This is a genomic window from Roseobacter sp. MH60115, from assembly GCF_015644665.1.
GTDB lineage: Bacteria > Pseudomonadota > Alphaproteobacteria > Rhodobacterales > Rhodobacteraceae > Roseobacter.
In genome coordinates this window covers 971964-995545 of the sequence record NZ_JADOBQ010000001.1, presented here as the reverse complement: position 1 = coordinate 995545, position 23582 = coordinate 971964, and the positions used below count along the sequence as shown (strand labels likewise).

The window sequence follows — 23582 nt, the reverse complement described above, 5'->3', positions numbered from 1 at the left end:
TCTTTCCTCCGCGCGGGAATCGGCTATGATTTAAGTTAACATCCCGGACAGCTCAGAGGATTACGATGGGCCGCAGCATTGATTATGGTAACCTGATGCATGAGGCCATGCGCGGCCTTATCCGTAAGGTGCTGCAAGATGTATCTGACAACGGCTTGCCCGGTGCGCATCATTTCTTCATCACCTTCGACACCAGTCATCCCGATGCGGAACTGGCCGATTGGCTGTCGGATCGATACCCCGGCGAGATGACCGTGGTGATGCAGCACTGGTATGACAAGCTGGACGTGACCGATGACGGGTTTTCGGTCACGCTGAACTTCGGCGATGCGCCGGAGCCGCTTTACATCCCCTATGATGCGATAAAAACCTTCGTCGATCCATCGGTCGAGTTTGGCCTGCGTTTCGAGACCCAGGGCGAGGATGAGGACGCACCCTCTGCGCCCGATCTGGCCGCGGCTCCCTTGCCTGCGGTCAAGCCAGACGACAAGCTGCCGGTGAAGGCCGAAGAAGAAAAAATCGAGAAGAAACCGCAGGATGCGGAGATCGTCTCGCTCGACAGCTTCCGCAAATAGGCGTTACTGCTTTTCCAGAAACGTCGACACGGTGCGCTGGATTTCTCCATTCCGCACGCTTTTGTAGTCGAGATCGAGCCCGCCAACCGCCAGCGTACGGTTGAATTGCTGGATCTCATAGCCGCCGTCCTCTGCGACGAAAAGCGAATAGACGCTCAGCGTGTTCCCGTCGATCCGGCTCCAGACGTAGGGCTCGCCTTTCATCGGATCCAGCTGCACGTCATGGCCGAAGACATTGCGCTTCATGGCAGACGCATAGACATCACCGCGATCCGACGGCACGAATTCGATCTTGTAGGATTTGTCCTTGGTGGACCCGTCGGGCCGGTATGTCGTGGAGGTCCAGGCGACAGAGAAACCCGCCTTGGTTTCCGAGATTTCGACGCTCATATCGCGCTTTTGCATGCTGCCGTCCGCCAGGGAGACTTTGGCAGAGCCATAGTAGCTGCCGACAAACCGTTCTATGTCGGCCTGTGCGGCCACCGCCATGCCGAGCAGGACCAAGGCTGCCAGGAACCGCGCACAAAGCCACAAAGACGGTTGGTACACAGCTCTCATCAGGATAGTCCTTTTGTCAACGCACAGCGACGATACGGCAGAAACGCCGCGACTTCCCCTTGATAGATAACATTCTTCTGCGCCTATTCAACGGCCATCGGCGCCAGGCAAGCGGTAAAGCGATCACAAGAATTTGCGCAAGCCCCCCCTGCGGCGGCATCTGCCCGTTGCACCGCGCCACCGGCAAGGCTACACCGCAGGTAGCGTAATTTCAGGGAAGATATCATGGCGCAGACCCGCACAGAAACCGACAGTTTTGGCCCGTTGGAGGTACCTGCCGACAAATACTGGGGCGCACAGACGCAGCGGTCGATCATGAATTTTCCCATCGGGTGGGAGAAACAGCCCGTCGCCGTGGTACGTGCGCTGGGGGTGATCAAAAAGGCCTGCGCGCAGGCCAATATCGAGCTGGGCAAGCTGGATGCAGAACGCGGCAACGCGATTGTTCAGGCCGCAGGCGAAGTGGTCGCGGGCAATTTCGACGACAATTTCCCGCTGGTGGTCTGGCAGACAGGCTCGGGCACGCAGTCGAACATGAACGCCAATGAGGTGATCGCCAACCGCGCCATCGAAATTCTGGGGGGCGAGATCGGCTCCAAGGACCCTGTGCACCCTAATGATCACTGCAACATGGGGCAGTCCTCCAACGATACCTTCCCAACGGCGATGCATATCTCCACCGCGATGACCGCGCGGGACGTGCTGCTGCCGGGGCTGGAAAAGCTGCACGGAGCCTTGCAGGCCAAGGTCGAGGAATTCGATGGCATCATCAAGATCGGGCGCACCCATACGCAGGACGCCACACCACTGACGTTGAGCCAGGAGTTTTCCGGCTATACCCATCAGGTTGCCATGGGCATTCAGCGGGTGAAAGACGCGCTGGGTCGCATTTATGAGCTGGCGCAGGGCGGCACTGCCGTCGGCACCGGGCTGAACACCACCAAGGGCTGGGATGTCACCGTTGCCAAGAACATGGCCGAGATCACCGGCCTGCCCTTCGTGACCGCGCCGAATAAATTCGAAGCGCTGGCGGCGCATGACGCGATGGTGGAAATCTCTGGCGCGCTGAAGACCGTGGCGGCCTCCCTCTTCAAGATCGCCAATGACATTCGCCTGCTGGGCTCCGGCCCCCGCTGTGGCTTGGGCGAGTTGGTCCTGCCGGAAAACGAGCCGGGATCTTCCATCATGCCGGGCAAGGTCAACCCCACTCAATGCGAGGCGCTCACACAGGTCTGCGCCCATGTCTTTGGCAACGACGCCGCCGTTGGTTTTGCCGGCTCTCAGGGTCACTTTGAGCTGAACGTCTACAAGCCGATGATGGCTTATAACGTGCTGCAATCCATGCAGTTGCTGGGCGATGCGGCCTCCGCCTTCACCGACAACCTGGTGGTGGGTCTCAAGGCGGACGCCGACCGGATCGAGAAACTCATGCGCGAAAGCCTGATGCTGGTGACCGCGCTGGCGCCGGAGATCGGCTATGACAACGCCACCAAGGTCGCCAAGACCGCGCATAAGAACGGCACCACCCTCAAGGAAGAGGCGATTGCCCTGGGCTTTGTGGATGCGGAAACCTTCGAGCGCGTGGTGCGTCCGGAAAACATGATTGGCCCGAAATGAGCACCCCTGTGAACCTCAACAAGGTGCGCAAAGAGCGCAACCGGGCCTCCCGCAAGGCCCGTGCGGATGAAAACGCGGTCAATTTCGGTCAGACCAAGGCGCAGAAAGACCTGCTCAAGGCCAAGGCCGAAAAGATCGCCCGCAATCTGGAAGCCCACAAGCGCGAGACATGAGCGGGCGGCCCGTCAAGCATTCGGTGACCCTGAAAGGACACCGCACATCGATTTCTCTGGAAGAGGAATTCTGGCGGGCTCTGCGCGCAATCGCAGAGCGGAAATCGCAGCCAATCAATGCCTTGGTGGCCGACATTGATGTAGATCGCGGGGCCGATATGGGGCTGGCCTCCGCGATCCGTGTTTTCGTGTTGCGCGATTTGCAAGACCGTGCCGCAGAGGCGCAGACCAAGCCCTGACCCAAGGGGGTCAGGGCGATTCCCTGCACGGTCACCAGATCGACCCGCTGAGCGATCCGGTCAGATGGACGCCCGATAGATCTTGTCGATGTTGCTGCCGAGCGCCGCGTTGAATTCGGCATCGGACATCTTCACGTTCAGCCCTTCGGTCAGCGCCCGGCTAAAGCTGGCAATCATGCTTGTGCATTGCGTCAGACGTTGGCAAGCCTCATCGGTCGAATAGCCGCCCGACAGCGCCACCACGCGCAGCACCCGCGGATGGGCGGCCAGCTTGTCATAGCGCCAGGGTTCGTCCGGCAGCGTCAGTTTCAGCATGACATCCACGCCTTCGTCGAGCGTGTCGAGGTGCTTGGCGATCTCGGCCTCCAGCAGAACCTCGGCCTCCCCCTTGGTCTCGGAGTGAATGTTCACCTCAGGCTCCAGGATCGGCACCAGACCGGCGGCGATAACGGTGCGCGCCACCTCGAATTGCTGCGCCACATTCTCGGCGATGCCCTTCTCGTTCGCTTCATGGATGACCGAGCGTTCCTTGGTGCCGAAAATCCCCTTGGACTTTGCGACCTTCAGGGTCTCTTCCAGACCGGGCATGGGTTTGAGCAGCTGCACGCCGTCGGCCTGCTCTTCCAACCCCTTATCGATCTTGAGAAACGGCACAACACCCCGGTCGCGCCAGAGCAATTCGGCCACGGGCGTGTCGTTGATCGCGTCATGCATCGTGCGTTCGAACAGGATCGCGCCGATCACCTTCTGACTGGTGAAGTCATCGGCCAGGATGATCCGGGCCCGCATGTCGTGCATCGCACGGAACATCTCCTCATCCCCGGAGTAGTCCGCAGGTTCAACACCGTAAAGGCTCAGCGCCTTGGGCGTGGACCCCCCGGACTGATCGAGGGCTGCGATAAAGCCCGCGCCGGATTTCATCTGCGTGCGCATCACGTTTTGGTCTGACATGATCGGTTTTTCCTTCTGATTCCGCCCCTTGGCCCCTCCATAGAACAGACCGGCGCGGGATGGTACATGTTAGCGCCTGACAATGCGCAACCTGATGCCGTCGCGGGATCGGACGGTCAGATGTGCCACAGGCACCGGGGGCGCGTCATCGGTCAATTCAACTCTCAAATCGCGCAGCAGTGACGCCAGCATCATCACCCCTTCGATCATCGCGAACCCTGCCCCGGGGCAGACCCGTGTGCCCGCGCTGAAGGGCAAATAGGCATCCCGCGCGCAGCTGCGGCCGTTCTCTGTCTCCCAGCGGGCCGGGTCAAAATCATCGGGTGCGTCCCACAGGCGGTTCTGCCGATGCAGGTGCCATTGGCTGATCACCACCTGGGCGCCCGGATTGACCGCGCGCTTGCGAAAGACCTCCGGCTGCGTGGTTTCACGCACCATCATTGGCACCGGCGGATAGAGCCGCAGGGTTTCGCGAAAGACATCGCGGGTGATCTTCAGCTTCGACATCTGGCTGAAATCATCCAGATCGGCGGTGCGCGCTTCTTCCGCAACCCGGTCCTGCCAGTCAGGGAAAAACGCGAGCAGGTAGAGGGCCCAGGCCAGCGCCGAGGCACTGGTTTCATGGCCCGCCAGAAAGAAGATCGCGACCTGATCCACCATTTCATCTACATCGAACCGCGCGCCGGTTTCCGGGTCGGGTGTGGTCATGATCTTGGTGGCCAGATCCTGGGGGGCGGTGCCTGCGTCGATCTCTCTCTGTCGCGCGTCCGTCAGCGTATGGATCAAGCGGCGAATGTGGCGCGCGCTTTGCCTGGTGGGTTTACGGTATCCGCGCGGCATCCAGGCGGGAATGGGCAAAAAGGCCGCGAGGTTCAGAATGGGCTGGCTGCGCTGATAGCGGTGGAACGCCTCGAAAACTTCGCGTGCGACCTTGTGGTCGATGGGAATGGAAAAGAGCGTGCGAAAGATCACATCTGCGGCCGCGTGGCTGGTCTCCGGCTCGATATCGATGTCCTGACCTGCCAGCGCGGTGAACCGCTCCGTCGCCGCCCGCGCCGCATCGCGAATGGACGGGAAGGTATCGCGCAGGCGCCCGCCCTCGAAGGCCGGATCGATAATGCGCCGCTGCCGCTCCCAGACCGCGCCATTGGTCAGGAACACCGAATTGCCAAGCAAGGGCCGCAGCCCGGACCCGACACGGTCCGATTTCGGGAAATCCTTGGGGCGCTCCTTCAGCACCGCTTTGATCAGGTCGGTGTCATTCACCATATAGCTGCGGAAAAACAGCGTGCGAAACTCGGCCATCCACGCGCGGTAGAGACGCTCCGGCTGCGCCGAGAGGATATCGCGCCGAAAGAGCCGCATGTACTGCCACAGGCTGACCTTATCCGCGCGGCTCTGAGGTTTCGGCGGCTGCATCATGGACCGACAGAGGTGAATGGGCTGACGGTGTGATCGATCCGCGAGGCCGAGGCTGGGCGGCCTGCGTAGCGGTCGCCCAGTGACAGCGGTCCAGCGGTGATCTGGAAGTAGTCGTAGTCCTTGGGGCGGTCAAAGGCGCAGAGATACTGGAAATGCAGTCGAAAAAACCGCCAGCGCAGGGCGCGCCAGAGCGCGGGGGACAGGCTCTGGGTGAAGGCGGCGGAAAACACCAGTGGCCAGCGTTTTTGGTCGGTTTTCTGGCCGGAGACCGACACCGGGTCGCAGAGCGCAAAGGAGCAGCCATCGCCGGGCGCGGTGACGTCGACCCACGTGAGATCGTCCCGCGTCGAGAGGTCGCGCAGATCGCGGCGCAGAGCCTGCGCGTCCGGCAGGAATGACAGCATCGGAACCACATGCCCCAATGACAGGAAACCCAAGACTGGCCCCGCCGTTGTCACCTGCCCCTTTCGCAACAGCTCAGCCAGCACAGTCACCGCCAGATGTGCCCCGGAGGAGTGACCAACCACCAGCACCTCATCCACATCGCTGCGCAAAGCGGCGGAAATGACATCGCCAAACTGCGTGAGCCGCGGGAGAATGGTGGCGGGGTACGCGCCTCGCAGCGCGGCGCTATGGGCAAAATCATGCATCAGGTAATAGGCAAAGAATTTGCCGTCCGAATCCCTGAACCAGAGCAGGAGGTAGAGGGCGGATAGCGCGCCCAAACCCACTGCGACGGCGGTTAGAAAGGCGTCGCCTGCAGGTCCAACGAGTGACGCCGGCAGGATAAACCGCAGCAAGCCATCCGCACCACGCCAGACCAGCCAGCCCAGCAGCACGGCGGTCACCAATTGCGCCACCAGCATCGCAACCGGGTAGAGGGCCGCGATGACCGGTCCCTTGCGCAGGCGCATCAACCGCCAGAGCGCCCCGGTAGAAATGTAGATCCAGGCCGTCAGCAGCAGGGACAGATAGGTTGCCGGAATGGATTGCGCGCGACTGTCCCGCACGATGTCGGACCAGACCAGCACCTCGATCTCGGCCTGGGTGCGCCGTCCCTCTATCTCTGTCTCGACCTGCCAGCCAAAGCGGTCGCCTTCCAGACCGGCCCCCATGGCCAGGCTGTAGCCGGTGATTGCCGCCTGCGCCGCTCCTTCGGTGCGGTAAAGCTCGCGGTACCGGCGGGGTGGGAACGGATCATAGCCGGGAATGTAGAAGACCTTGCGGCGGTATACGCGTGTGTCAGACGTGCTGCCCATGACCAGACCTTATGCATCCCGGCAGCATCGCAGGGGTGATACGCAGTCTAAGGGGATCAGCCCAGCAATGCCAAGGCCGGGAATTGCTCCAGCAGCCAGTAGGAGAAGGTGGTGAACGCCCCGGTCACCATGGCCAGCCCGACAACAATCAGCAGTCCGCCCATCGCGCGTTCGATGGTTTTCATATGGCGTTTGAGCTTGTTCATCACACCCACGGCGCGGGTCATGAACATTGCCGCCAGCAGGAAGGGAATCCCCAGACCAGCCGCGTAAATTCCCAGCAGTAAGGTGCCGCGGCTGACCGAGGCCTCGGACGCCGCCAACGACAGGATTGCGCCTAGCTGCGGGCCGATGCAGGGGGTCCAGCCAAAGGCAAAGGCGAGGCCCAGCACATAGGCGCCAAAGCTCGACCCGCCCTGATCCCCGGCATCCAGGCGCGCTTCCTGATCGAGGAAGGGAATGCGGAAAAGGCCCACGAAATGCAGGCCAAAGACAATCACCACGAGGCCGGAAACCTGCGCAAAAAGCACCTGGTTTTGCAGGAAAAACGCCCCGAAAGCCGAGGCTGTGAACCCAAGGATGAGGAATACGGTGCTGAGCCCCAGCACAAAGAACAGTGCGGCAATCACTGCACGGCGGCGCGCAGCGGCCTCGCCTGACATTTCATTGATGGAAACGCCGCTCATATAGGCCAGGTAGGGCGGCACGATGGGCAGCACGCAGGGGCTCAGAAAGCTGATGACGCCCGCAAAAAGGGCGACAATCATGGCCGGGAGCAGGCCTGCGTCGATGATTTCGATTCCAAACATGTCTCACCCCTAATCGATAAGCGTTAAGAGGTCACGCAGGCAGCGGTCACAACCTTGTGGACAGACTGAAACATCACGCTTATCTGGGGGTTATGAGTGACCTCAAGAATGATCTGGACGCAACCGGGCTGCTGTGCCCCTTGCCCGTGCTCAAGGCGCGAAAACGGCTGCAGACGCTGTCCCCCGGCGAGACATTGACCATGCGGGCGGATGACCCGGCCGCCGTGGTGGATGTGCCGCATTTCTGCGCCGAGGCGGGGCACGAGCTGGTCTCGGCCATCAGCGAGGACGCGGTGCAGGTCTACGTCATCCGCAAAGGCTGATGGATAAAAGAAAGGCGCGCCCGAAGACGCGCCTTTGATCTTGTCTGCAGGAGCCTCAGCCGCCCAGCGACCACCATCCCTTGCGTTTCGGCTTGGCCGGTGCCGGTTCCTCGACGGGCTCGGGGGCAGCCGCAGCAGGTTCCGGTTCAGGTGCAGCTTCCGGTTCTGGCGTTGCAGCTACCGGTTCCGGCGCAACAGGCTCGGGTGCGGGGGTCGGTTCAGGCGTCTCAGCCGCCGCCGCCTCCTCAACAGGTTCTGCAACCGCTTCCTCAGCTTTGGGCTTCTTGGCGCGGCTTGCGCGCTTACGCTTGGGCTTCTCGGCTGGTTTTGCCTCTTCCGCCGCCGCCGGTTCCGCAACCTCTTCGCTGATCGTCGCATCCTCGGTTGCTGCGGCTTCGGCCTCGGCTTTTGCCTTGGATGTCCGCGAGCGCCGCTTGGGCTTGGGTTTCTCCGCCGCTGCTTCCGGGGTTGCTTCCTCAGCTTCCGCAGGTGCTTCAACGGTCTCTACGGCCGTGTCAGCGCCGTTTTTCACAGGCGTTTCACCATCCTGTGGCGCTGATGCCTCGTTGGCCTCACCGGTCTGCCCGTTTTCACCGCCGTTTGACTTGTTCCGGCTGCGCCGCCGACGACGGCGACGACGTTTGGGCTTGCCTTCACCGTCTCCCTCGTCGCTCCGGGTCGCTTCGACGCCCTGGGGTGCCAGAGCCTCCTCGGTTACCATATCCTCGTCCTCATCCGCATCCACCTGATCCATGATCGACGTGTCCACGGACACCACATGCGCGGCAGATGCCGTGACGATGCGGGTCGCGGTCTTGAACTTCTCAAGGCTGAAATCGGGGCTGACCAGCGCCGGGTCGCCTTCGATCCGGACAGACAGACCATAACGCCCTTCGATCTGGGCGATGTGTTCGCGTTTCTGGTTCATCAGGAAGTTGGCAATGCCCACGGGCGCACGCACCAGCACCTCGCGGGAGCGCTTGCGCGTGCCCTCTTCCTCGATCTGCCGCAGGATCGACAGCGCCAGATTGTCATCGGACCGGATCAGCCCGGTGCCGTGGCAGGCCTGACAGGGCTGCGTGGTGGCCTCAATCATGCCCGGGCGCAGACGCTGGCGTGACATTTCCATCAGGCCAAAGCCCGAGATACGCCCCACCTGAATGCGGGCGCGGTCTGTCTTCAGCTTTTCCTTCATGCGCTTTTCGACGGCGGCGTTGTTCTTGCGCTCGTCCATGTCGATGAAGTCGATGACGATCAGACCGGCAAGGTCGCGCAGACGCAGCTGGCGTGCCACTTCGTCAGCGGCCTCCAGATTGGTCTTGGTCGCGGTCTGCTCAATGGAGCCTTCCTTGGTCGCCCGGCCAGAGTTCACGTCGATCGCCACCAGCGCCTCGGTCACGCCGATCACGATGTAGCCGCCGGAGGGCAACTGCACGGTCGGGTTGAACATCCCCGCCAGATAGCTTTCCACCTGATAGCGCGCAAAGAGCGGCAGGCTCTCGGTGTAGAGTTTCACGTTCTTCGCGTGGGACGGCATGATCATTTTCATGAAGTCCTTGGCGATGCGATACCCGCGCTCACCCTCGACAAACACCTCGTCGATCTCGCGGTTGTAAAGGTCGCGGATCGAGCGTTTGATCAGGTCGCCCTCTTCGTAGATCTTGGCAGGCGCGATGGATTTCAGCGTCAGCTCGCGGATTTGCTCCCACAGGCGCTGCAGGTACTCATAGTCGCGTTTGATCTCCGCCTTGGTGCGTTTCGCCCCGGCGGTGCGCACGATGAGCCCGGCGCCTTCCGGCACCTCGATCTCATTGGCGATTTCCTTGAGCTTCTTGCGGTCGGCGGCATTGGTGATCTTGCGGGAAATCCCGCCCCCGCGCGCGGTGTTGGGCATCAGCACACAGTACCGACCGGCCAGCGACAGATAGGTGGTCAGCGCCGCCCCCTTGTTGCCGCGCTCTTCCTTGACGACCTGCACCAGCAGGATCTGACGCACTTTGATGACTTCCTGGATTTTGTAGCGCCGCGGGCGGGGTTTGCGCGCAGGCCGGATATCTTCCTGGTCATCGTCATCGGCCACGGACTCGATGCTGTCATCCTTGGCCGAGGCGTCGGATTTCCGCTTGGGCGCATCCTCCTCGTCCTCATCGCTGTCGTCAGCGGTTTCCGCCGCATCGTCGCCATCGGTCGCGGCCTGCGCGGACACATCGGCGTTTTCCGCCTCGGGGGCGTCATCCGGCGTATCCTCGGGCTCTTCGACAGGCGTTTCCGCCACCCGCTCCATCGGCGAGGTACCTTCCTCGTCGTCGAGGTCGATAGTCTCCATCCCGTCGATCTGACCGGATTCGACGTCCTTGGACGCGGTTGCATCATCGCTCGCGGCCTCCGCCGCCTTCGCCTTGGATCGGCTACGACTGCGCGACCGGCGCTTGGGCTTTTCGTCCTCGTCTTCCTTGGCCTTCTGCGCTTCGGCATAGGCGCGTTCTTCTTCCATCAGCGCCTGACGGTCCGCGACCGGGATCTGATAGTAGTCGGGGTGAATTTCCGAGAACGCGAGGAACCCATGGCGATTGCCGCCATAGTCCACAAAGGCCGCCTGCAGCGACGGCTCGACCCGGGTTACTTTTGCGAGATAGATGTTGCCAGCGAGCTGGCGCTTGTTTTCGGATTCAAAGTCGAACTCCTCGACCTTGTTTCCGTCCACCACCACGACGCGGGTTTCCTCCGCGTGGGTGGCATCGATAAGCATTTTCTTAGCCATATTTCCAAATTGCACAGCCATGACCGCGCCAGTCCAGGCGGATCAGCGAGATATGGGATGTGTCTTGTCAGGGCGATCAGGGACGCGTGCAGGGCCTGACCCGGTGGGGCCAAGGCGGTTCTGCTCAGTGCATCGGCGCGCGTCATCGCGTTTCTTCTCCGACACGGGCACGCCAGGGCGGCCTCGTATCCATTATATACTGCGTGCCTTAGGGCGCTCTGGCCCCGTTCACGTCAGCGGTTCGTTGGCCGTTTCCGGCCCAATCGGTCTGCGACGGCGGTGTGATACGTCCCACACAGGCACCCATCGCAGCGAAACTCATCCGGAGGTTGCACGCGATATCGCAATGCACCTTCGTCTCTCTAGATAATGCGACTGTGTGATAAAACACAATGGGCAATCTGCAGGCCAGACCGCAAAACCCGCCTAGCCTGCAGATTCTACGCGATTTTTCGCGTGATCAGCGGAATTCTGCGCCCTTACAGGTAGTCGGAGCGCTGCAGGCCGTACTTTGCCATTTTCTCGTTTAACGTGCGGCGCGGCAGGCAAAGCTCTTCCATGACGCTGGCAATGGACCCGCGATGGCGACGCATTGTGTTGTCGATCAGCATGCGCTCAAAGGCTTCGACGTATTCTTTCAAGGGCTTGCCTTCGGTGGTCATCACCGGCTGCATGTCCTCGTGATCGTTCATCAGCAGCGAGGCGATGGTGCCGGAACCCCGGCGCGACTGCAGCACGGCGCGTTCGGCCACGTTGATCAACTGCCGCACGTTGCCCGGCCATGGCGCCTGCAGCAATTGCGCCGCTTCCTGCGCGGAGACCTGCGGCGCGTCACAACCGTATTCATCCGAGAATTGCTCGGACAGACGCGTAAACAGCGTCAGGATGTCCTCGCCGCGCTGGCGCAGCGGTGGCACGGTGATGCGCAGCGCGGCCAGACGGTAGAAGAGATCGGCCCGCAGCGCATCCTCGGAGGTGCGCCCGGCCTCTTGCAGGTTCGAGATGGCCACAATCCGCGTTTCCGCCGGGGCCCCCTGCTCGTTTATCACGCTCAACAGCCTCGCCTGCAGGGTTTCGGTCAGCGCTTCGATATCTTCCAGCACCAGCGTGCCGCCGCGGGCCTCTTCGATCGCGGGCAATTGCGCGTCCTCGGGGGTCATCGGGCCAAAGAGCCGTTTGCTCAACGCCTCTTCCTCATAAGCGCCGCAGCTGACCAGCACGAACTTCTTGCCCGCGCGGCTGCCGACCGCATGCAGCGCATGGGCCACCAGCGTCTTGCCAGTCCCGGTTTCGCCGTCGATCAGCACATGGCCATCGGCCTGACCGAGATCGAGAATATCCTCACGCAGGCGCTCCATGACCGGGCTCTGCCCGATGAGCTTTTTCATCAGCTGGCCGCCATCCGACAACTCACGCCGCAGCGCCCGATTGTCCATCACCAGACGCCGCGCGCCAGTGGCCTTCTTGGCCAGCTCGTTCATGCGGTCGGGGTTGAACGGCTTTTCGAGAAAATCAAACGCGCCCACGCGCATCGCTTCCACCGCCATCGGCACATCACCGTGCCCCGTAATCATGATCACTGGCAGCGCAGAGTCATTGCCCATCAGCTTTTTGAGAAACTGCATGCCGTCCATGCCCGGCATCTTGATGTCCGAAATCACGATCCCCGGGTAGTCCGGCCCCAGCACCTTGAGCGCATCCTCGGCACTGCCAAAGGTTTCCGTGTCATATCCCGACAGGGCCAGCCATTGGCTGATCGACTGCCGCATATCCTGTTCATCGTCCACAATTGCAATTTTCATAGCTTGTGTCATGGCTTACTCCGCCGCTTGTGTGCTGTGGTCGCTGCCCAATATTGGCAGCTGCATTTCAAATACCGCGCCTCCGGCCTGCCCGTTGCGCGCCGTTAACCTTCCACCTAGGTCGTTAACGATACCAGACGAGATGGCAAGGCCCAGCCCAACCCCGTCGCCAGCCTGCTTGGTGGTGTAAAACGGCTCAAACAGCTGATCGAGGTCTTCGATGCCCGGTCCGTTGTCGCGCACCGTCAAGGTCGCCGTCTCACCGGCCGACAACAGAATATCCACCTTTGGGTTCTGTTCGGACTTGGTGGCATCGATGGCATTGCGCAGCAGGTTCACCATCACCTGCTCGATGCGCAACCGATCCCCCATCACCCGCACGGGCGTGTCGGGGACGATGCGCGAAATCTGAACGTGCCGCTGGCGCAGCTGCGGCTCCATCATCGAAAGGGCCGAGGCCAGCGCATCGCCCATGTCCACTGGGGAAAACGCCTCCTGCCCCTTGCGGGCATAGGACTTCAGCTGGCGGGTAATACCGCCCATCCGTTCGATCAGATCGTCGATGCGCCCGAAGGAGGACAGCGCCTCTTCCTGCCGGTTGCGGCGCAGCAGCAACCGCGCCCCGGCGAGGTAGGTTTTCATTGCCGCCAAAGGCTGGTTGAGCTCGTGGCTCACGGCGGCGGACATCTCACCCAAGGCCGCGAGTTTACTGGATTGTTCCAGCGTCTGCTCGGCCACAGCCAGCGTTTCCTGCACCCGTTTTCGCTCGGCAATTTCCCGCTGCAGCGCCACGTTCAGCGTCCGCAACTCGGCAGATTCCCGCTGAAACAACGCCATGCGCAGCGCGGTCCGACGGCTCAGCGCATAGAAGCTGAGCGCGAGAAGAATCGCAAATCCCATGATTTCCAGGGCCAACACCCCGTTCACCCTTTCGCGCACGCTCGCATAGGTGGTAAAGCTCGCCATGCGCCATCCCCGGAAGGGAATGCGCGTCTCCAGCCGCATCACCGCCTCCCCCTGCAGATAGGCATCGGGGGGCAGTTGGGTCCAATCCGCGGTCGCCTGAATGGCGCGCTGAATGGCATTCGCCGGCGTCTGGCGCACCAGCGCCTCTTCCTCGGTGCGCCCCTGCCACCGCGGCTCCGTGGTCAAGATGATCGTGCCAGTGCTGTCGGTGACAATCACCGCATCCGAAATCCCGGCCCAGGCGCGCCCGAATTTCTGCAGATCCACCTCCACCACGATCACGCCCAGAACATCAGACCCCGATTGCACCCGACGTGAATAGAAAAACCCGTAGCCACCGGTTTCCCGCTCCGCGACCGTGAAAATCGTAGCACTCGCCCGGATCGCATCGACAAAATAGGCCTCCGGGCGGTGGCTCGATCCCAACCTGTTGCGATCCGTGGCCGCCACCGTGCGCCCGTCGATGTCGAGCAGCATCAGCGAGGCCGCCCCGATCTCTTCCACAAAAGAAATCAACCGGCGGGTCGATGCGGTGTAATCCGCGGAATTCAACGCCCCGATCAGTTCCGCATCCCGCGCCAGCAACTGCGGCACAATCGCGTTCTGCCGCAACTCCGACAGCAGGTTCCCGCTGTAAAGCGCCAGCCGCAACTCCGCACGGTTCCGCGTGCTTTCTGTAAAGCGATCCGTCAGCAGCTTGTTGGTGACCGACACCACGGCCACTGCCAGCAGCAGCAACACGGCCAACGCCACGCGCACACGCCAGTTGATGGCGCGGGTCTGGGGATCAGGATCGGTGGCAGTTTCCATGCAGCGAGACTACGCGAAAGCGCAACACCGGCTCAAGTCACGCTTTGACAAGCGCTCCGGCCAATGCGCGGAAGAGCGCCTGCCCATCGGTGCCGCCATGCCCTGCGTCCGCGGCCCGTTCCGGATGCGGCATCATGCCCAGCACCCGCCGGTTGTCCGACAGAATACCCGCGATATCGGCCCGCGCGCCATTCGGGTTGCTGGTATAGGAAAAGGCAACGCGGTCCTCGCCCTGCAACCGCGCAATTGTCTCGTCATCGGCAAAGTAGTTGCCATCATGATGCGCGATCGGGATATCGATGACATCGCCCGCATTGTAGCCTTCCGTATAAACGGACTGCGACGTTTCCACTTTCAACCCAACGGCTTGGCAGATGTATTTCAACCCCGCGTTGCGCAACAGAACCCCCGGCAGCAACCCAGTCTCAGTCAAGACCTGGAACCCGTTGCACACGCCCAACACATAGCCTCCGCGCTCGGCATGGGCCGCCACCGACCGGCAAATCGGCGAATTGGCCGCAATAGCGCCACAACGCAGGTAATCCCCAAAGGAAAACCCACCCGGAATACCGACGATATCAACGCCCTGCGGCAGGCTGCTGTCCTTATGCCAGACCATGCTGACCTTGGCGCCCGCCGCCTCGAAAGCCACGGCCAGATCGCGGTCACAGTTCGATCCCGGAAAGACAATCACCGCCGCATGCATCAGCCCATCTCCACCGAATAGGATTCGATCACCGTATTGGCGAGCAGCTTTTCACACATCGCGGTGACATCCGCTTCCGTTGCCCCATCCGCCAGATCAAGCTCGATCACCTTGCCCTGGCGCACCCCTTGAACCCCATCAAAGCCCAACGCCCCGAGCGCATGACGCACCGCCTCGCCCTGCGGGTCCAGCACGCCGTTCTTCAGCATGATATGCACGGTCGCTTTCATAGTCTGCCCTTCATTGTTCTTCAAATATGCAGATCCAACGCCTAATTGATTAGGGTCGGCTTCGTGATCGGTTGCGCGTTCTTCGGCATGACCCCAAGCCGCCGCGCCACTTCCGTGTAGGCATCCTTGAGATCGCCCAGATCCCGGCGGAAAACATCCTTGTCCAGCTTCTGACCGGTTTCGATGTCCCACAAACGGCAACTGTCCGGGCTGATCTCATCCGCCACGATCAGACGTTGGAAATCACCGTCAAAAACCCGACCGACCTCGATCTTGAAATCCACCAGACGAATGCCGACGGCCATCATCACCCCCGACAGGAAATCATTCACCCGCAGCGCCAGGCTCAGGATATCGTCCATGTCCTGCTGACTGGCCCAGCCAAAGGCCGCGATATGCTCCTCGGTCACCAGCGGATCGCCCAGGGAATCGTCCTTGTAGCAATATTCGACAATCGGCCGCGGCAGCTGCGTGCCTTCGTCAATGCCCAGCCGTTTCGACATGGTGCCTGCCGCATAGTTGCGCACGATGATTTCCAACGGCACGATCTCGACACTGCGCACCAGCTGCTCGCGCATATTGAGCCGCTTGATGAAATGATTGGGCACGCCGATCTGGCCCAAACCAGTCATGAAGAACTCCGACAGGCGGTTGTTGAGCACGCCCTTGCCTTCGATCACTGCTTTCTTCTCTGCATTGAACGCGGTGGCGTCATCCTTGAAGTACTGCACAATGGTGCCGGGCTCCGGGCCTTCATACAGAATTTTTGCTTTGCCTTCGTAGATTTTCTTGCGCCGGGCCATGGGCGTCCTTTCCCCCGCGGGCCGCGACAATCACGACCTCGTTGCGCCCCTCTTAGTGGAAGCCCCGCGTTGCTGCAAGCCAGCGTCCCTTGCGCAAAGCGCGCCAAGCCCGCATATCTGTCGTAACACCAACCCGTTCATCAGGAGACCGGCCCATGACAACATTCGACGAGCGCGAAAATGCCTTTGAAAACAAATATGCCCATGACGCGGAAATGCAGTTCAAGGCGGAAGCCAGGCGCAACAAACTGCTGGGTCTCTGGGCGGCGGAGCTGCTGGGCAAATCCGGGGACGAGGCCGCTGAATACGCCAAGGAAGTTGTGAAATCCGATTTCGAAGAGGCCGGTGACGAAGACGTCTATCGCAAAGTGTCCGGCGATCTCGGCTCGAAGGCGGATGAAACCACGATCCGTACCAAAATGATCGAGCTGATGGCTGAGGCAAAAGCCCAGCTGATGCAGGAAATCTGAGTTTTAATTCAACACCTTATTCCTGACCGGTGGCATAGCACCCGGTCAGGGAACCACCCCGGACATCTTAGCAGCCTCATAACCAAGATGAATAATATGAGTTTGCCTTGAGATGGCGTTCATGACACAGCAGGCCTCTGACTATCCGCGAGGCGCGCCATGACCAATCCCATGATGAAACTGCTGCACGAAAAAGGCACCCTGCTGGCCGATGGCGCCACGGGCACCAATCTCTTCAACATGGGCCTAATGTCCGGCGACGCGCCGGAGCTTTGGAACACGGATGAGCCACAAAAGATCAGGACGCTCTACAAAGGCGCGGTCGATGCGGGCAGCGATCTTTTCCTGACCAATTCTTTTGGCGCCAATGCCTCCCGTCTAAAACTGCATGGCGCTGAAAAACGCACACATGAGCTGGCCCGCGTCTCCGCCGAAATCGGGCGTGAGGTGGCTGACACTGCAGGCCGCACGGTGATTGTCGCAGGCTCCGTGGGGCCCACCGGCGAAATCATGGAGCCTGTGGGCACGCTCAGCCACGCGCTGGCCGTCGAGATGTTTCATGAGGCCGCAGACGGGCTGAAGTCCGGCGGTGCCGATATCGGCTGGCTGGAAACGATCAGCGCGCCGGAAGAATACCGCGCCGCGGCCGAAGGCTTTGCCCTCGCCGGGCTCGACTGGGCCGGTACCATGAGTTTTGACACGGCCGGGCGCACCATGATGGGCCTGACCAGCGCGGATATGGTGAAAATGGTGGATGATCTGGGCGATCACGCACCACTGGCCTTTGGCGCCAATTGCGGCACCGGGGCCTCCGATCTTTTGCGCACCATTCTCGGGTTTGCCGCTCAAGGTCCCGAACGTCCCGTGATCGCCAAGGGGAACGCCGGTATTCCGAAATACGTTGACGGACATATCCACTACGATGGCACGCCAGAGCTGATGGCCGATTACGCAGTGATGGCGCGGGCCTGCGGGGCCAGCATCATCGGCGGATGCTGCGGCACCATGCCGGACCACCTGCGCCACATGCGCGAGGCGCTCGACACCCGCACGATGGATCACCCGCCAGCACTCGAAGAGATCGTTGATCGTCTGGGGGCTTTTTCCTCGCAAAGCGATGGCACCGGTGACGATGAAGCCCCGGCGCGCCGCACGTCTCGCCGCCGCCGCGCCGCAAGCTCCGCCAGTTAGGGGCGCGCCGAGGCGTCCAGCACCGCGCTTGTAACAGCCATCAGGAAATCCCAGTCGTCCAGGCTCTGTGCTTCATCGATGTTCTTCTTGTCGATGCTGAGGAACGCGTGACCATGCACGCTGGTCCACAGAATATAGGCTGACAGCACCGCTGCCTGTTCCGAGGCGCCCTCTCCCAGGCACGCACCACAGGCTGTTTCCACGATCTCGCGGCAGTCCTGCCCCTTGCGCTGAATACAATCGTCGTCCTCATGCCCTTCGGTCAGGCTGAACATCAGCCGGAAGATCCCCGGTTCCGCCTTGGCAAAGTCGATATAGGCCTGACCGATTCCCGCAACCGCCTCGTAGGTTCCGACCGCATATTGGTCCCGTCCCCGGGCCATCTGCACCGCCAGCCGGTCCATCGCGTCGGAAACCAGCGCATTGAGCAGATCGGTCCGATCCTTGAAATGCTTGTAGGGGGCCGCGGTGCTGACCCCGGCCCGCCGCGCGGCCTCGGCGACAGAAAATCCTTCCGGACCATGCACTTCCACCAGATCGCGCACCACGGCCAGCAACTGCTCGCGCAGGTCGCCGTGGTGATATGTCGTGCGCTGATCCGGCAGTGTGTCGTGAGAATCTGACAAAAAACGCTCCTTTGCGCTTGATAAAGTTAGAGCCTATAACATATGTAAGCGATACTTACTTCGCAAGTGAGGACATCGCATGACCGTGACCACCGTATCGCAAAAACCTGTCTGGCGCCGCATTCTACGTCACGGGATCACCCTCGTCTTCACGCTTTTGCTGATCGGCCTCGCAATTGGCCTCATGGTGCTGGGCCAGGGCATGCTGGCGGATCGTGCATCCGCTGTCACACCGCCCGAGGCAACAGCGCCCATGCAGGTGCAGACGGCGCGTCTGAAGCTGGAAGACGGCTACAGTGTCGCGCGCCATTTCCCCGGTCAGATCGAGGCAGGCCAACGCACCACCATGGCCTTTGAACAGGGCGGCACCGTTGCCCTGCTGGCCGTGGATGAGGGCGACAGGGTATCGCCCGGCACCGTGGTTGCCCGTCTGGACACGCGGCTGGTTGAGGCGGAACAAACCCGGCTCCGGGCCGCCCGGCGCGCGCTGGAGGCACAGGCCGAACTGGCCCGGCGCACCACGAACCGTCAAACGGAACTGCGCGAACGCGGTTTTGCCTCCGCCCAGGCGGTGGACAATGTGGCGCTGCAACTGGCGGAGCTTGAGGCCCGCATCGCCGAAATTGACGCAAGTCTTGTCTCCGTGACCCTGCAGCTGGAAAAATCCGAGCTGCGCGCGCCGTTCGAGGCGACCATTGCCGCACGCATGGTCGATACCGGCGGCGCGGTGGGGGCCGGTCAGGCGATCCTGTCGCTGGTCGAAACCGGCGGACAACAATTCCGCGTGGGTCTGACCCCGGATATCGTCGGGGCCCTGTCGCAGGCCACAGCATTCGAGGCCCTTTTTGACGGGCAGAAATACCCGCTGGCGCTCGATTCCGTGCTGCCCGAACTCGACAGCGCCACGCGCACCCGCACGGTATTGCTGAACTTCACCGGTGACGATCTGCCCCCCCTGCGCGACACCGGCACCCTGGTGCTGCGTCAGCAGGTTGCCGAACGTGGCGCCTGGGTGCCGCTCTCGGCGCTGCAGGATGCGCCGCGCGGCCTCTGGCGGCTGTTGACGCTGCCAAAGACCGACGGCACGACGCAGGTCGGCAGCGAAGCGGTTGAAGTGCTCTTCTCTGATGGCGCGCGGGCCTATGTGCGCGGCACCTTCGAGGATGGCACAGCCTTTGTCACCGATGGCCCGCACCGCGTGGTCAAAGGCCAAACCGTCCAGATCGCCGGCGAGGCAGGCTGATGGAAACGCTCACCTTTCGCGAACCCCGTGTTGTCGCCCTCGCCCTTCTGGTGATCATCGCGGCCGGTCTGTCGGCGCTGCTGGCGATCGGGCGGCAGGAAGACCCGACCATCACCAACCTCTTTGCCACGATCACCACCGCCTACCCCGGCGCGGATCCGGCCCGTGTCGAAACCCTCGTCACTGCGGAAATCGAGGATGAGCTGCGCGAAATCCCGGAGGTGGACGAGATCAACTCCACCTCCGCCACCGGCATCTCCATTGTGCAGGTCGATCTGCTGGACACGCTGGCGGATGACCAGATCGAACAGGTGTGGTCGGAAATCCGGGATGCGCTCGGCGATGCCGAAGCCGAGTTCCCGCAAGGCGTTCTAACCCCGGAGTTTTCCTCAGACGGTGCGGGCACATATGGGGCCATCATCGCCCTCTCCGCCGACCACGCAGATGTGCCCCTGACCATCATGGGCCGCTATGCGGAGACCTTGGCCGATGCGCTGCGCAGCACCTCCGGCACGAAACAGGTCGAAACCTTCGGCGCCCCGGAAGAAGAAGTGCTGGTCACCCTCGATCCGGTGAAATCCGCGGCCCTCGGACTAAGCGCCGACGATGTGTCCGCCGCGATCACACGGGCCGACAGCAAGGGCCAGGCGGGCCGCCTGCGCAGCCTCGACAACGAGCTGATCATCGACATCGAGGGCGACATTACCGCGCTTGACCGGGTGCGCGAGATGATTGTGCGCGAAGGCCCGGGTGGTCAGGTGACGCGCGTGGCCGATATCGCGGAGATCAGCCGGGGCCCCCGCCTGCCGCTGGCCGAACAGGCGCTGCACAATGGCGCGCCCGCCGTTCTGGTCGCCGCCAAGCTCGAAGACGGGTTGCAGGTCGACGTCTGGATGGCGCGGGTTGTCAGCGCTTTGGAGGCCTTCCAGCAAGACGTGCCCGACAGCATCACCGCCGAACTGATCTTTGATCAGAGCCGCTATACAGCCGACCGTCTTGCCGAGGTGGGCGGTAATATGGCCATCGGGGTCGCGCTGGTGGTGGGCGTGCTGCTGATCACCATGGGCGTGCGCGCCGCGCTGATCGTGGCGCTGATCCTGCCGCTGGTGTCGCTGGCCACGCTGGCCACGATGAACGTGATCGGTCTGGCCATTCACCAGATGTCGGTCACCGGGTTGATCGTGGCGCTGGGTCTGCTGGTGGACGCGGGCATTGTGATGACCGATGAGGTGGGCCAGCGCATTGCCAAAGGTATGAAACGCATCGATGCCGTGCGCGGCGCGGTGCGCCGTCTTTTTGCGCCGCTCTTTGCCTCGACCGTCACAACGGCGCTGTCCTTCACCCCGATGATCCTGCTGCCCGGCCCCGCCGGAGACTTTGTCGGCTCCATCGCCATTGCCGTTGTCACCATGCTGCTGTGGTCCTTCGTCGTCGCGGTGACCCTCACCCCCGCCATTGCCGGATGGGCCATGCCCGCTGCCGAAAAAGGCAGCCTGCTGTCCTCCGGCCTGAAAATCCCCGCGCTCTCCAATACCTTTGCCGCAACCCTGCGGTGGGCGGTGCGCAACCCCGTTCGCTCCGTCGCTTTTGCCCTCGTGCTGCCGGTGCTGGGCTTCATGTCCATGCCGCTGCTGACGGCACAGTTCTTCCCCGGCGTGGACCGCGATCAATTCCACATCGAAGTGGACCTGCGCCCCGGTGCCGCCATCGGCCAGACCGAGCAGGTGGTGGATCGCCTTGATGCCCTGCTGCGGGACGCGCCCGAAACCCGGCAGGTCTCCTGGGTCATCGGGAAATCCGCCCCCGCCTTCTACTACAACATGGCTGGCGGGCGCGATAACGCCGCACGCTTTGCCGAAGCCCTTGTGACCACCACCTCGCCCGAGGCGACTGAGGCCCTGATCGCCCGGCTGGAACGTAGTATCGACAGGACCGCGCCCGAAGCACAGGTGCTGGTGCGTGGGCTGGTTCAGGGCCCACCCGTGGATGCCCCCGTTGAATTGCGGATCGTCGGCCCTGATCTGGACCGTTTGCGCGAAATCGGCGCCGAGATGCGGCGGATCGTGGCGGATGTGGATATGGTCACCCTTGCCCGGGGCACCGTGACCACCGGTGCGCCGGAGGTCAGCATCGATGTGGACGAGGCCAAGGCCCGCCAGCTGGGTCTGGAGCTTGCCAATGTATCCCGGCAGCTTGAGGCAGGTCTGGAAGGGGTCGCGGGCGGCTCCCTGCTCGAAGGCCCCGAAGAACTGCCCGTGCGCGTCCGCTTTGGCGATGCCACACGCGGCGACCTGACGGCGATTGCCGATATGACAATCCTGCCGCCGAACGCCGCCACCCTGTCGCAAAACGGCAGCTTTCCGGGCGTGCCGCTCTCTGCCATCGCTGACATTGCGCTGACCCCGAGCGAACCGATCATCACCCGCCGCAACGCGGAACGGGTGAATACCATCCAGGCCTTCATCCTGCGCGATGTTCTGCCCGAAGAAGCGCTGGTGCAGGTGCAGGCGGCGCTGGAGGCCGAAGGCTTTACCCTGCCCGCCGGATACCGGCTGGAGATCGGCGGTGACAGCGATGCACGGGCCGAAACCATGGGCAACCTGCTGGCCTCACTGGGGCTGATCGTGACCCTCTCCATCGCCGCCATCGTGATGACCTTCAACTCCTTCCGCCTCTCGGCCATCGCCCTGGTGGTCAGCGTCCTCTCTGCCGGGCTCAGCATCCTGGCACTGGCCGTGTTCCAATACCCCTTTGGCATCAACGCGATCATCGGGGTCATCGGGTCCATCGGCGTGTCGATCAACGCGGCCATCATCATCATGACCGGGCTGCGGGACGATCCCGGCGCGCGTGCGGGCGATGTGGATGCCATGGTCAGGGTCCTCATGGGCTCCAGCCGCCATATCATCAGCACGACGATCACCACCTTCGGGGGTTTCCTGCCGCTGATCCTCGCAGGCGGTGGCTTCTGGCCACCTTTCGCGATGTCCGTCGCGGGCGGCGTGCTGCTCTCCACCGTGGTGTCGTTCTATTTCACGCCGCCTATGTTCGCGCTGCTCTATGCGCGGCGAGACCGCAAGAAAATGCGCGACGCCGACCCGCAACCAGCGCTCAACCTGGTGCACGCGGCGGAGTAACCCGCGCTTAACCACTATATCTTTATGAAAAGAATTCGGACGCGTCCGGCATCAGGACGCTTGTGCAGGGCTCTGTTTGCGCGGTAAATTTCGCGTCACAGAGTCGCACACCGTTACCTGCGTGTCGTAATCTGGACAGTCGGTGTAAACCGATCTGTCACAAAAGGCGAAAGATCATAACCGCAGCTCTTGCGACGCATTAGGAAGTGCCAATGTCGGACGAAGACGAAATCATCCTCGCGGAACTGGACGACGAAGAGCTCGTCCAACAGATGTTCGACGACCTCTACGACGGTCTCAAGGAAGAGATTGAAGAAGCCGTGAACATCCTGCTGGAACGCGGATGGCAGCCCTATGATATCCTGACCAAGGCGCTGGTCGGCGGCATGACCATCGTGGGCCATGATTTCCGCGACGGTATCCTCTTCGTGCCCGAAGTGCTGCTGGCGGCGAACGCGATGAAGGGCGGCATGGCCATCCTCAAACCCCTGCTGGCCGAAACCGGCGCCCCCCGCGTGGGCAAGATGGTCATCGGCACGGTTAAGGGCGACATCCACGACATCGGCAAGAACCTCGTCGGCATGATGATGGAAGGCGCCGGGTTCGAGGTGGTCGATCTGGGGATCAACAACGCCGTGGAAGCCTATCTGGAAGCCATGGAAAAGGAAGGCCCGGATATTCTGGGCATGTCCGCATTGCTGACCACCACGATGCCCTACATGAAGGTCGTGATCGACACGATGGTGGAACAGGGCATCCGCGATGACTATATTGTGTTGGTGGGTGGTGCGCCATTGAATGAAGAGTTCGGCAAGGCCATCGGTGCCGACGCCTACTGCCGCGATGCCGCCGTCGCGGTGGAAACCGCCAAGGAATGGGTGGGGCGCAAGCACAACCAAAAGAGCGCCTGA

Annotated in this window: 22 protein-coding genes; 10 read left to right on the top strand and 12 right to left on the bottom strand. The window is 62.0% G+C overall.

What is annotated here, in order from left to right:
- The first annotated feature begins 65 nt into the window (after nucleotides 1-65).
- Nucleotides 66-575, top strand: coding sequence for an SspB family protein (locus ISX84_RS04710; protein ID WP_195819148.1), 510 nt, complete (start codon nucleotides 66-68; stop codon nucleotides 573-575).
- A 3-nt stretch (nucleotides 576-578) separates the two neighbouring features.
- Here the strand turns inward: ISX84_RS04710 and ISX84_RS04705 are convergent, their stop codons facing one another.
- Entirely contained in the window at nucleotides 579-1133 is a 555-nt protein-coding gene (locus ISX84_RS04705) for a hypothetical protein (protein WP_195819147.1), read from the bottom strand.
- A gap of 225 nt (nucleotides 1134-1358) precedes the next feature.
- Here ISX84_RS04705 and fumC point away from each other — a divergent pair, with 225 nt between their 5' ends.
- From fumC to ISX84_RS04690, 3 genes are read left to right on the top strand one after another with little or no spacing between them, the layout of a single operon-like run.
- Nucleotides 1359-2750, top strand: coding sequence for a class II fumarate hydratase (gene fumC / locus ISX84_RS04700; RefSeq protein WP_195819146.1), 1392 nt, complete (start codon nucleotides 1359-1361; stop codon nucleotides 2748-2750).
- Complete coding sequence (locus ISX84_RS04695; RefSeq protein ID WP_195819145.1) at nucleotides 2747-2923, top strand: DUF4169 family protein; 177 nt, start codon at nucleotides 2747-2749, stop codon at nucleotides 2921-2923. Before fumC ends, ISX84_RS04695 begins: the two co-directional genes overlap by 4 nt.
- On the top strand, nucleotides 2920-3162 hold the full coding sequence (locus ISX84_RS04690) for a ribbon-helix-helix domain-containing protein (RefSeq protein ID WP_195819144.1): 243 nt from the start codon (nucleotides 2920-2922) through the stop codon (nucleotides 3160-3162). Before ISX84_RS04695 ends, ISX84_RS04690 begins: the two co-directional genes overlap by 4 nt.
- Nucleotides 3163-3222: 60 nt before the next feature.
- Here the strand turns inward: ISX84_RS04690 and ISX84_RS04685 are convergent, their stop codons facing one another.
- From ISX84_RS04685 to ISX84_RS04670, 4 genes are all read right to left on the bottom strand, one after another.
- The gene (locus ISX84_RS04685; RefSeq protein ID WP_195819143.1) at nucleotides 3223-4113 is read right to left on the bottom strand and encodes a fructose bisphosphate aldolase; all 891 of its coding nucleotides are present in this window, start codon (nucleotides 4111-4113) and stop codon (nucleotides 3223-3225) included.
- 69 nt (nucleotides 4114-4182) lie between these two features.
- On the bottom strand, nucleotides 4183-5532 hold the full coding sequence (locus ISX84_RS04680) for a cytochrome P450 (RefSeq protein WP_195819142.1): 1350 nt from the start codon (nucleotides 5530-5532) through the stop codon (nucleotides 4183-4185).
- On the bottom strand, nucleotides 5532-6794 hold the full coding sequence (locus ISX84_RS04675; RefSeq protein WP_195819141.1) for a hypothetical protein: 1263 nt from the start codon (nucleotides 6792-6794) through the stop codon (nucleotides 5532-5534). The genes ISX84_RS04680 and ISX84_RS04675 overlap by 1 nt, the downstream gene beginning before the upstream one ends.
- A 56-nt stretch (nucleotides 6795-6850) precedes the next feature.
- Nucleotides 6851-7603: a cytochrome c biogenesis CcdA family protein gene (locus ISX84_RS04670; RefSeq protein WP_195819140.1), complete on the bottom strand. Its 753-nt coding sequence runs from the start codon at nucleotides 7601-7603 to the stop codon at nucleotides 6851-6853.
- A 92-nt stretch (nucleotides 7604-7695) separates the two neighbouring features.
- Here ISX84_RS04670 and ISX84_RS04665 point away from each other — a divergent pair, with 92 nt between their 5' ends.
- On the top strand, nucleotides 7696-7926 hold the full coding sequence (locus ISX84_RS04665; RefSeq protein ID WP_195819139.1) for a sulfurtransferase TusA family protein: 231 nt from the start codon (nucleotides 7696-7698) through the stop codon (nucleotides 7924-7926).
- Between the two features lie 55 nt (nucleotides 7927-7981).
- Here ISX84_RS04665 and ISX84_RS04660 read toward each other — a convergent pair whose 3' ends face one another.
- The 6 genes from ISX84_RS04660 to purC form a co-directional block, all read right to left on the bottom strand.
- Nucleotides 7982-10687, bottom strand: a complete 2706-nt coding sequence (locus tag ISX84_RS04660) for an Rne/Rng family ribonuclease (protein ID WP_195819138.1) — start codon at nucleotides 10685-10687, stop codon at nucleotides 7982-7984.
- A 479-nt stretch (nucleotides 10688-11166) separates the two neighbouring features.
- A complete protein-coding gene (locus ISX84_RS04655) occupies nucleotides 11167-12501 on the bottom strand; it encodes a sigma-54-dependent transcriptional regulator (protein WP_195819137.1) in 1335 nt (444 codons plus the stop codon).
- A gap of 3 nt (nucleotides 12502-12504) precedes the next feature.
- A complete protein-coding gene (locus ISX84_RS04650) occupies nucleotides 12505-14265 on the bottom strand; it encodes a sensor histidine kinase (RefSeq protein ID WP_195819136.1) in 1761 nt (586 codons plus the stop codon).
- Between the two features lie 37 nt (nucleotides 14266-14302).
- Nucleotides 14303-14971: a phosphoribosylformylglycinamidine synthase subunit PurQ gene (gene purQ / locus ISX84_RS04645; RefSeq protein WP_195819135.1), complete on the bottom strand. Its 669-nt coding sequence runs from the start codon at nucleotides 14969-14971 to the stop codon at nucleotides 14303-14305.
- Complete coding sequence (purS, locus tag ISX84_RS04640) at nucleotides 14971-15201, bottom strand: phosphoribosylformylglycinamidine synthase subunit PurS (protein WP_195819134.1); 231 nt, start codon at nucleotides 15199-15201, stop codon at nucleotides 14971-14973. The genes purQ and purS overlap by 1 nt, the downstream gene beginning before the upstream one ends.
- Before the next feature lie 41 nt (nucleotides 15202-15242).
- On the bottom strand, nucleotides 15243-16004 hold the full coding sequence (purC, locus tag ISX84_RS04635; protein WP_195819133.1) for a phosphoribosylaminoimidazolesuccinocarboxamide synthase: 762 nt from the start codon (nucleotides 16002-16004) through the stop codon (nucleotides 15243-15245).
- Between the two features lie 155 nt (nucleotides 16005-16159).
- Here purC and ISX84_RS04630 point away from each other — a divergent pair, with 155 nt between their 5' ends.
- Nucleotides 16160-16474 carry a DUF1476 domain-containing protein gene (locus tag ISX84_RS04630; protein WP_195819132.1) on the top strand — a complete coding sequence of 105 codons (315 nt, stop codon included), beginning with the start codon at nucleotides 16160-16162 and terminating at the stop codon, nucleotides 16472-16474.
- Between the two features lie 159 nt (nucleotides 16475-16633).
- Complete coding sequence (gene bmt, locus ISX84_RS04625; protein WP_195819131.1) at nucleotides 16634-17665, top strand: betaine--homocysteine S-methyltransferase; 1032 nt, start codon at nucleotides 16634-16636, stop codon at nucleotides 17663-17665.
- Here bmt and ISX84_RS04620 read toward each other — a convergent pair.
- Nucleotides 17662-18291, bottom strand: a complete 630-nt coding sequence (locus ISX84_RS04620) for a TetR/AcrR family transcriptional regulator (protein ID WP_195819130.1) — start codon at nucleotides 18289-18291, stop codon at nucleotides 17662-17664. The genes bmt and ISX84_RS04620 overlap by 4 nt on opposite strands.
- A gap of 79 nt (nucleotides 18292-18370) precedes the next feature.
- On the opposite strand from ISX84_RS04620, the gene ISX84_RS04615 reads away from it, so the two are divergent.
- From ISX84_RS04615 to ISX84_RS04605, 3 genes are all read left to right on the top strand, one after another.
- Nucleotides 18371-19534, top strand: a complete 1164-nt coding sequence (locus ISX84_RS04615; protein ID WP_195819129.1) for an efflux RND transporter periplasmic adaptor subunit — start codon at nucleotides 18371-18373, stop codon at nucleotides 19532-19534.
- Nucleotides 19534-22671 (top strand): efflux RND transporter permease subunit, encoded by a 3138-nt coding sequence (locus tag ISX84_RS04610; RefSeq protein ID WP_195819128.1) that lies wholly within the window; start codon nucleotides 19534-19536, stop codon nucleotides 22669-22671. Before ISX84_RS04615 ends, ISX84_RS04610 begins: the two co-directional genes overlap by 1 nt.
- Nucleotides 22672-22883: 212 nt before the next feature.
- Entirely contained in the window at nucleotides 22884-23582 is a 699-nt protein-coding gene (locus ISX84_RS04605; RefSeq protein ID WP_195819127.1) for a corrinoid protein, read from the top strand.

Bases quoted from the DNA above. Each gene is read 5' to 3' on its own strand.
- ISX84_RS04675 (WP_195819141.1), bottom strand. From the start codon at position 6,794: ATGGGCAGCACGTCTGACACACGCGTATACCGCCGCAAGGTCTTCTAC.
- ISX84_RS04670 (WP_195819140.1), bottom strand. From the start codon at position 7,603: ATGTTTGGAATCGAAATCATCGACGCAGGCCTGCTCCCGGCCATGATT.
- ISX84_RS04690 (WP_195819144.1), top strand. From the start codon at position 2,920: ATGAGCGGGCGGCCCGTCAAGCATTCGGTGACCCTGAAAGGACACCGC.
- purC (WP_195819133.1), bottom strand. From the start codon at position 16,004: ATGGCCCGGCGCAAGAAAATCTACGAAGGCAAAGCAAAAATTCTGTAT.
- ISX84_RS04610 (WP_195819128.1), top strand. From the start codon at position 19,534: ATGGAAACGCTCACCTTTCGCGAACCCCGTGTTGTCGCCCTCGCCCTT.
- bmt (WP_195819131.1), top strand. From the start codon at position 16,634: ATGACCAATCCCATGATGAAACTGCTGCACGAAAAAGGCACCCTGCTG.
- purS (WP_195819134.1), bottom strand. From the start codon at position 15,201: ATGAAAGCGACCGTGCATATCATGCTGAAGAACGGCGTGCTGGACCCG.
- ISX84_RS04605 (WP_195819127.1), top strand. From the start codon at position 22,884: ATGTCGGACGAAGACGAAATCATCCTCGCGGAACTGGACGACGAAGAG.
- ISX84_RS04685 (WP_195819143.1), bottom strand. From the start codon at position 4,113: ATGTCAGACCAAAACGTGATGCGCACGCAGATGAAATCCGGCGCGGGC.
- ISX84_RS04650 (WP_195819136.1), bottom strand. From the start codon at position 14,265: ATGGAAACTGCCACCGATCCTGATCCCCAGACCCGCGCCATCAACTGG.
- ISX84_RS04630 (WP_195819132.1), top strand. From the start codon at position 16,160: ATGACAACATTCGACGAGCGCGAAAATGCCTTTGAAAACAAATATGCC.
- ISX84_RS04695 (WP_195819145.1), top strand. From the start codon at position 2,747: ATGAGCACCCCTGTGAACCTCAACAAGGTGCGCAAAGAGCGCAACCGG.
- ISX84_RS04660 (WP_195819138.1), bottom strand. From the start codon at position 10,687: ATGGCTAAGAAAATGCTTATCGATGCCACCCACGCGGAGGAAACCCGC.
- fumC (WP_195819146.1), top strand. From the start codon at position 1,359: ATGGCGCAGACCCGCACAGAAACCGACAGTTTTGGCCCGTTGGAGGTA.
- ISX84_RS04680 (WP_195819142.1), bottom strand. From the start codon at position 5,532: ATGCAGCCGCCGAAACCTCAGAGCCGCGCGGATAAGGTCAGCCTGTGG.
- purQ (WP_195819135.1), bottom strand. From the start codon at position 14,971: ATGCATGCGGCGGTGATTGTCTTTCCGGGATCGAACTGTGACCGCGAT.
- ISX84_RS04665 (WP_195819139.1), top strand. From the start codon at position 7,696: ATGAGTGACCTCAAGAATGATCTGGACGCAACCGGGCTGCTGTGCCCC.
- ISX84_RS04710 (WP_195819148.1), top strand. From the start codon at position 66: ATGGGCCGCAGCATTGATTATGGTAACCTGATGCATGAGGCCATGCGC.
- ISX84_RS04655 (WP_195819137.1), bottom strand. From the start codon at position 12,501: ATGACACAAGCTATGAAAATTGCAATTGTGGACGATGAACAGGATATG.
- ISX84_RS04705 (WP_195819147.1), bottom strand. From the start codon at position 1,133: ATGAGAGCTGTGTACCAACCGTCTTTGTGGCTTTGTGCGCGGTTCCTG.
- ISX84_RS04615 (WP_195819129.1), top strand. From the start codon at position 18,371: ATGACCGTGACCACCGTATCGCAAAAACCTGTCTGGCGCCGCATTCTA.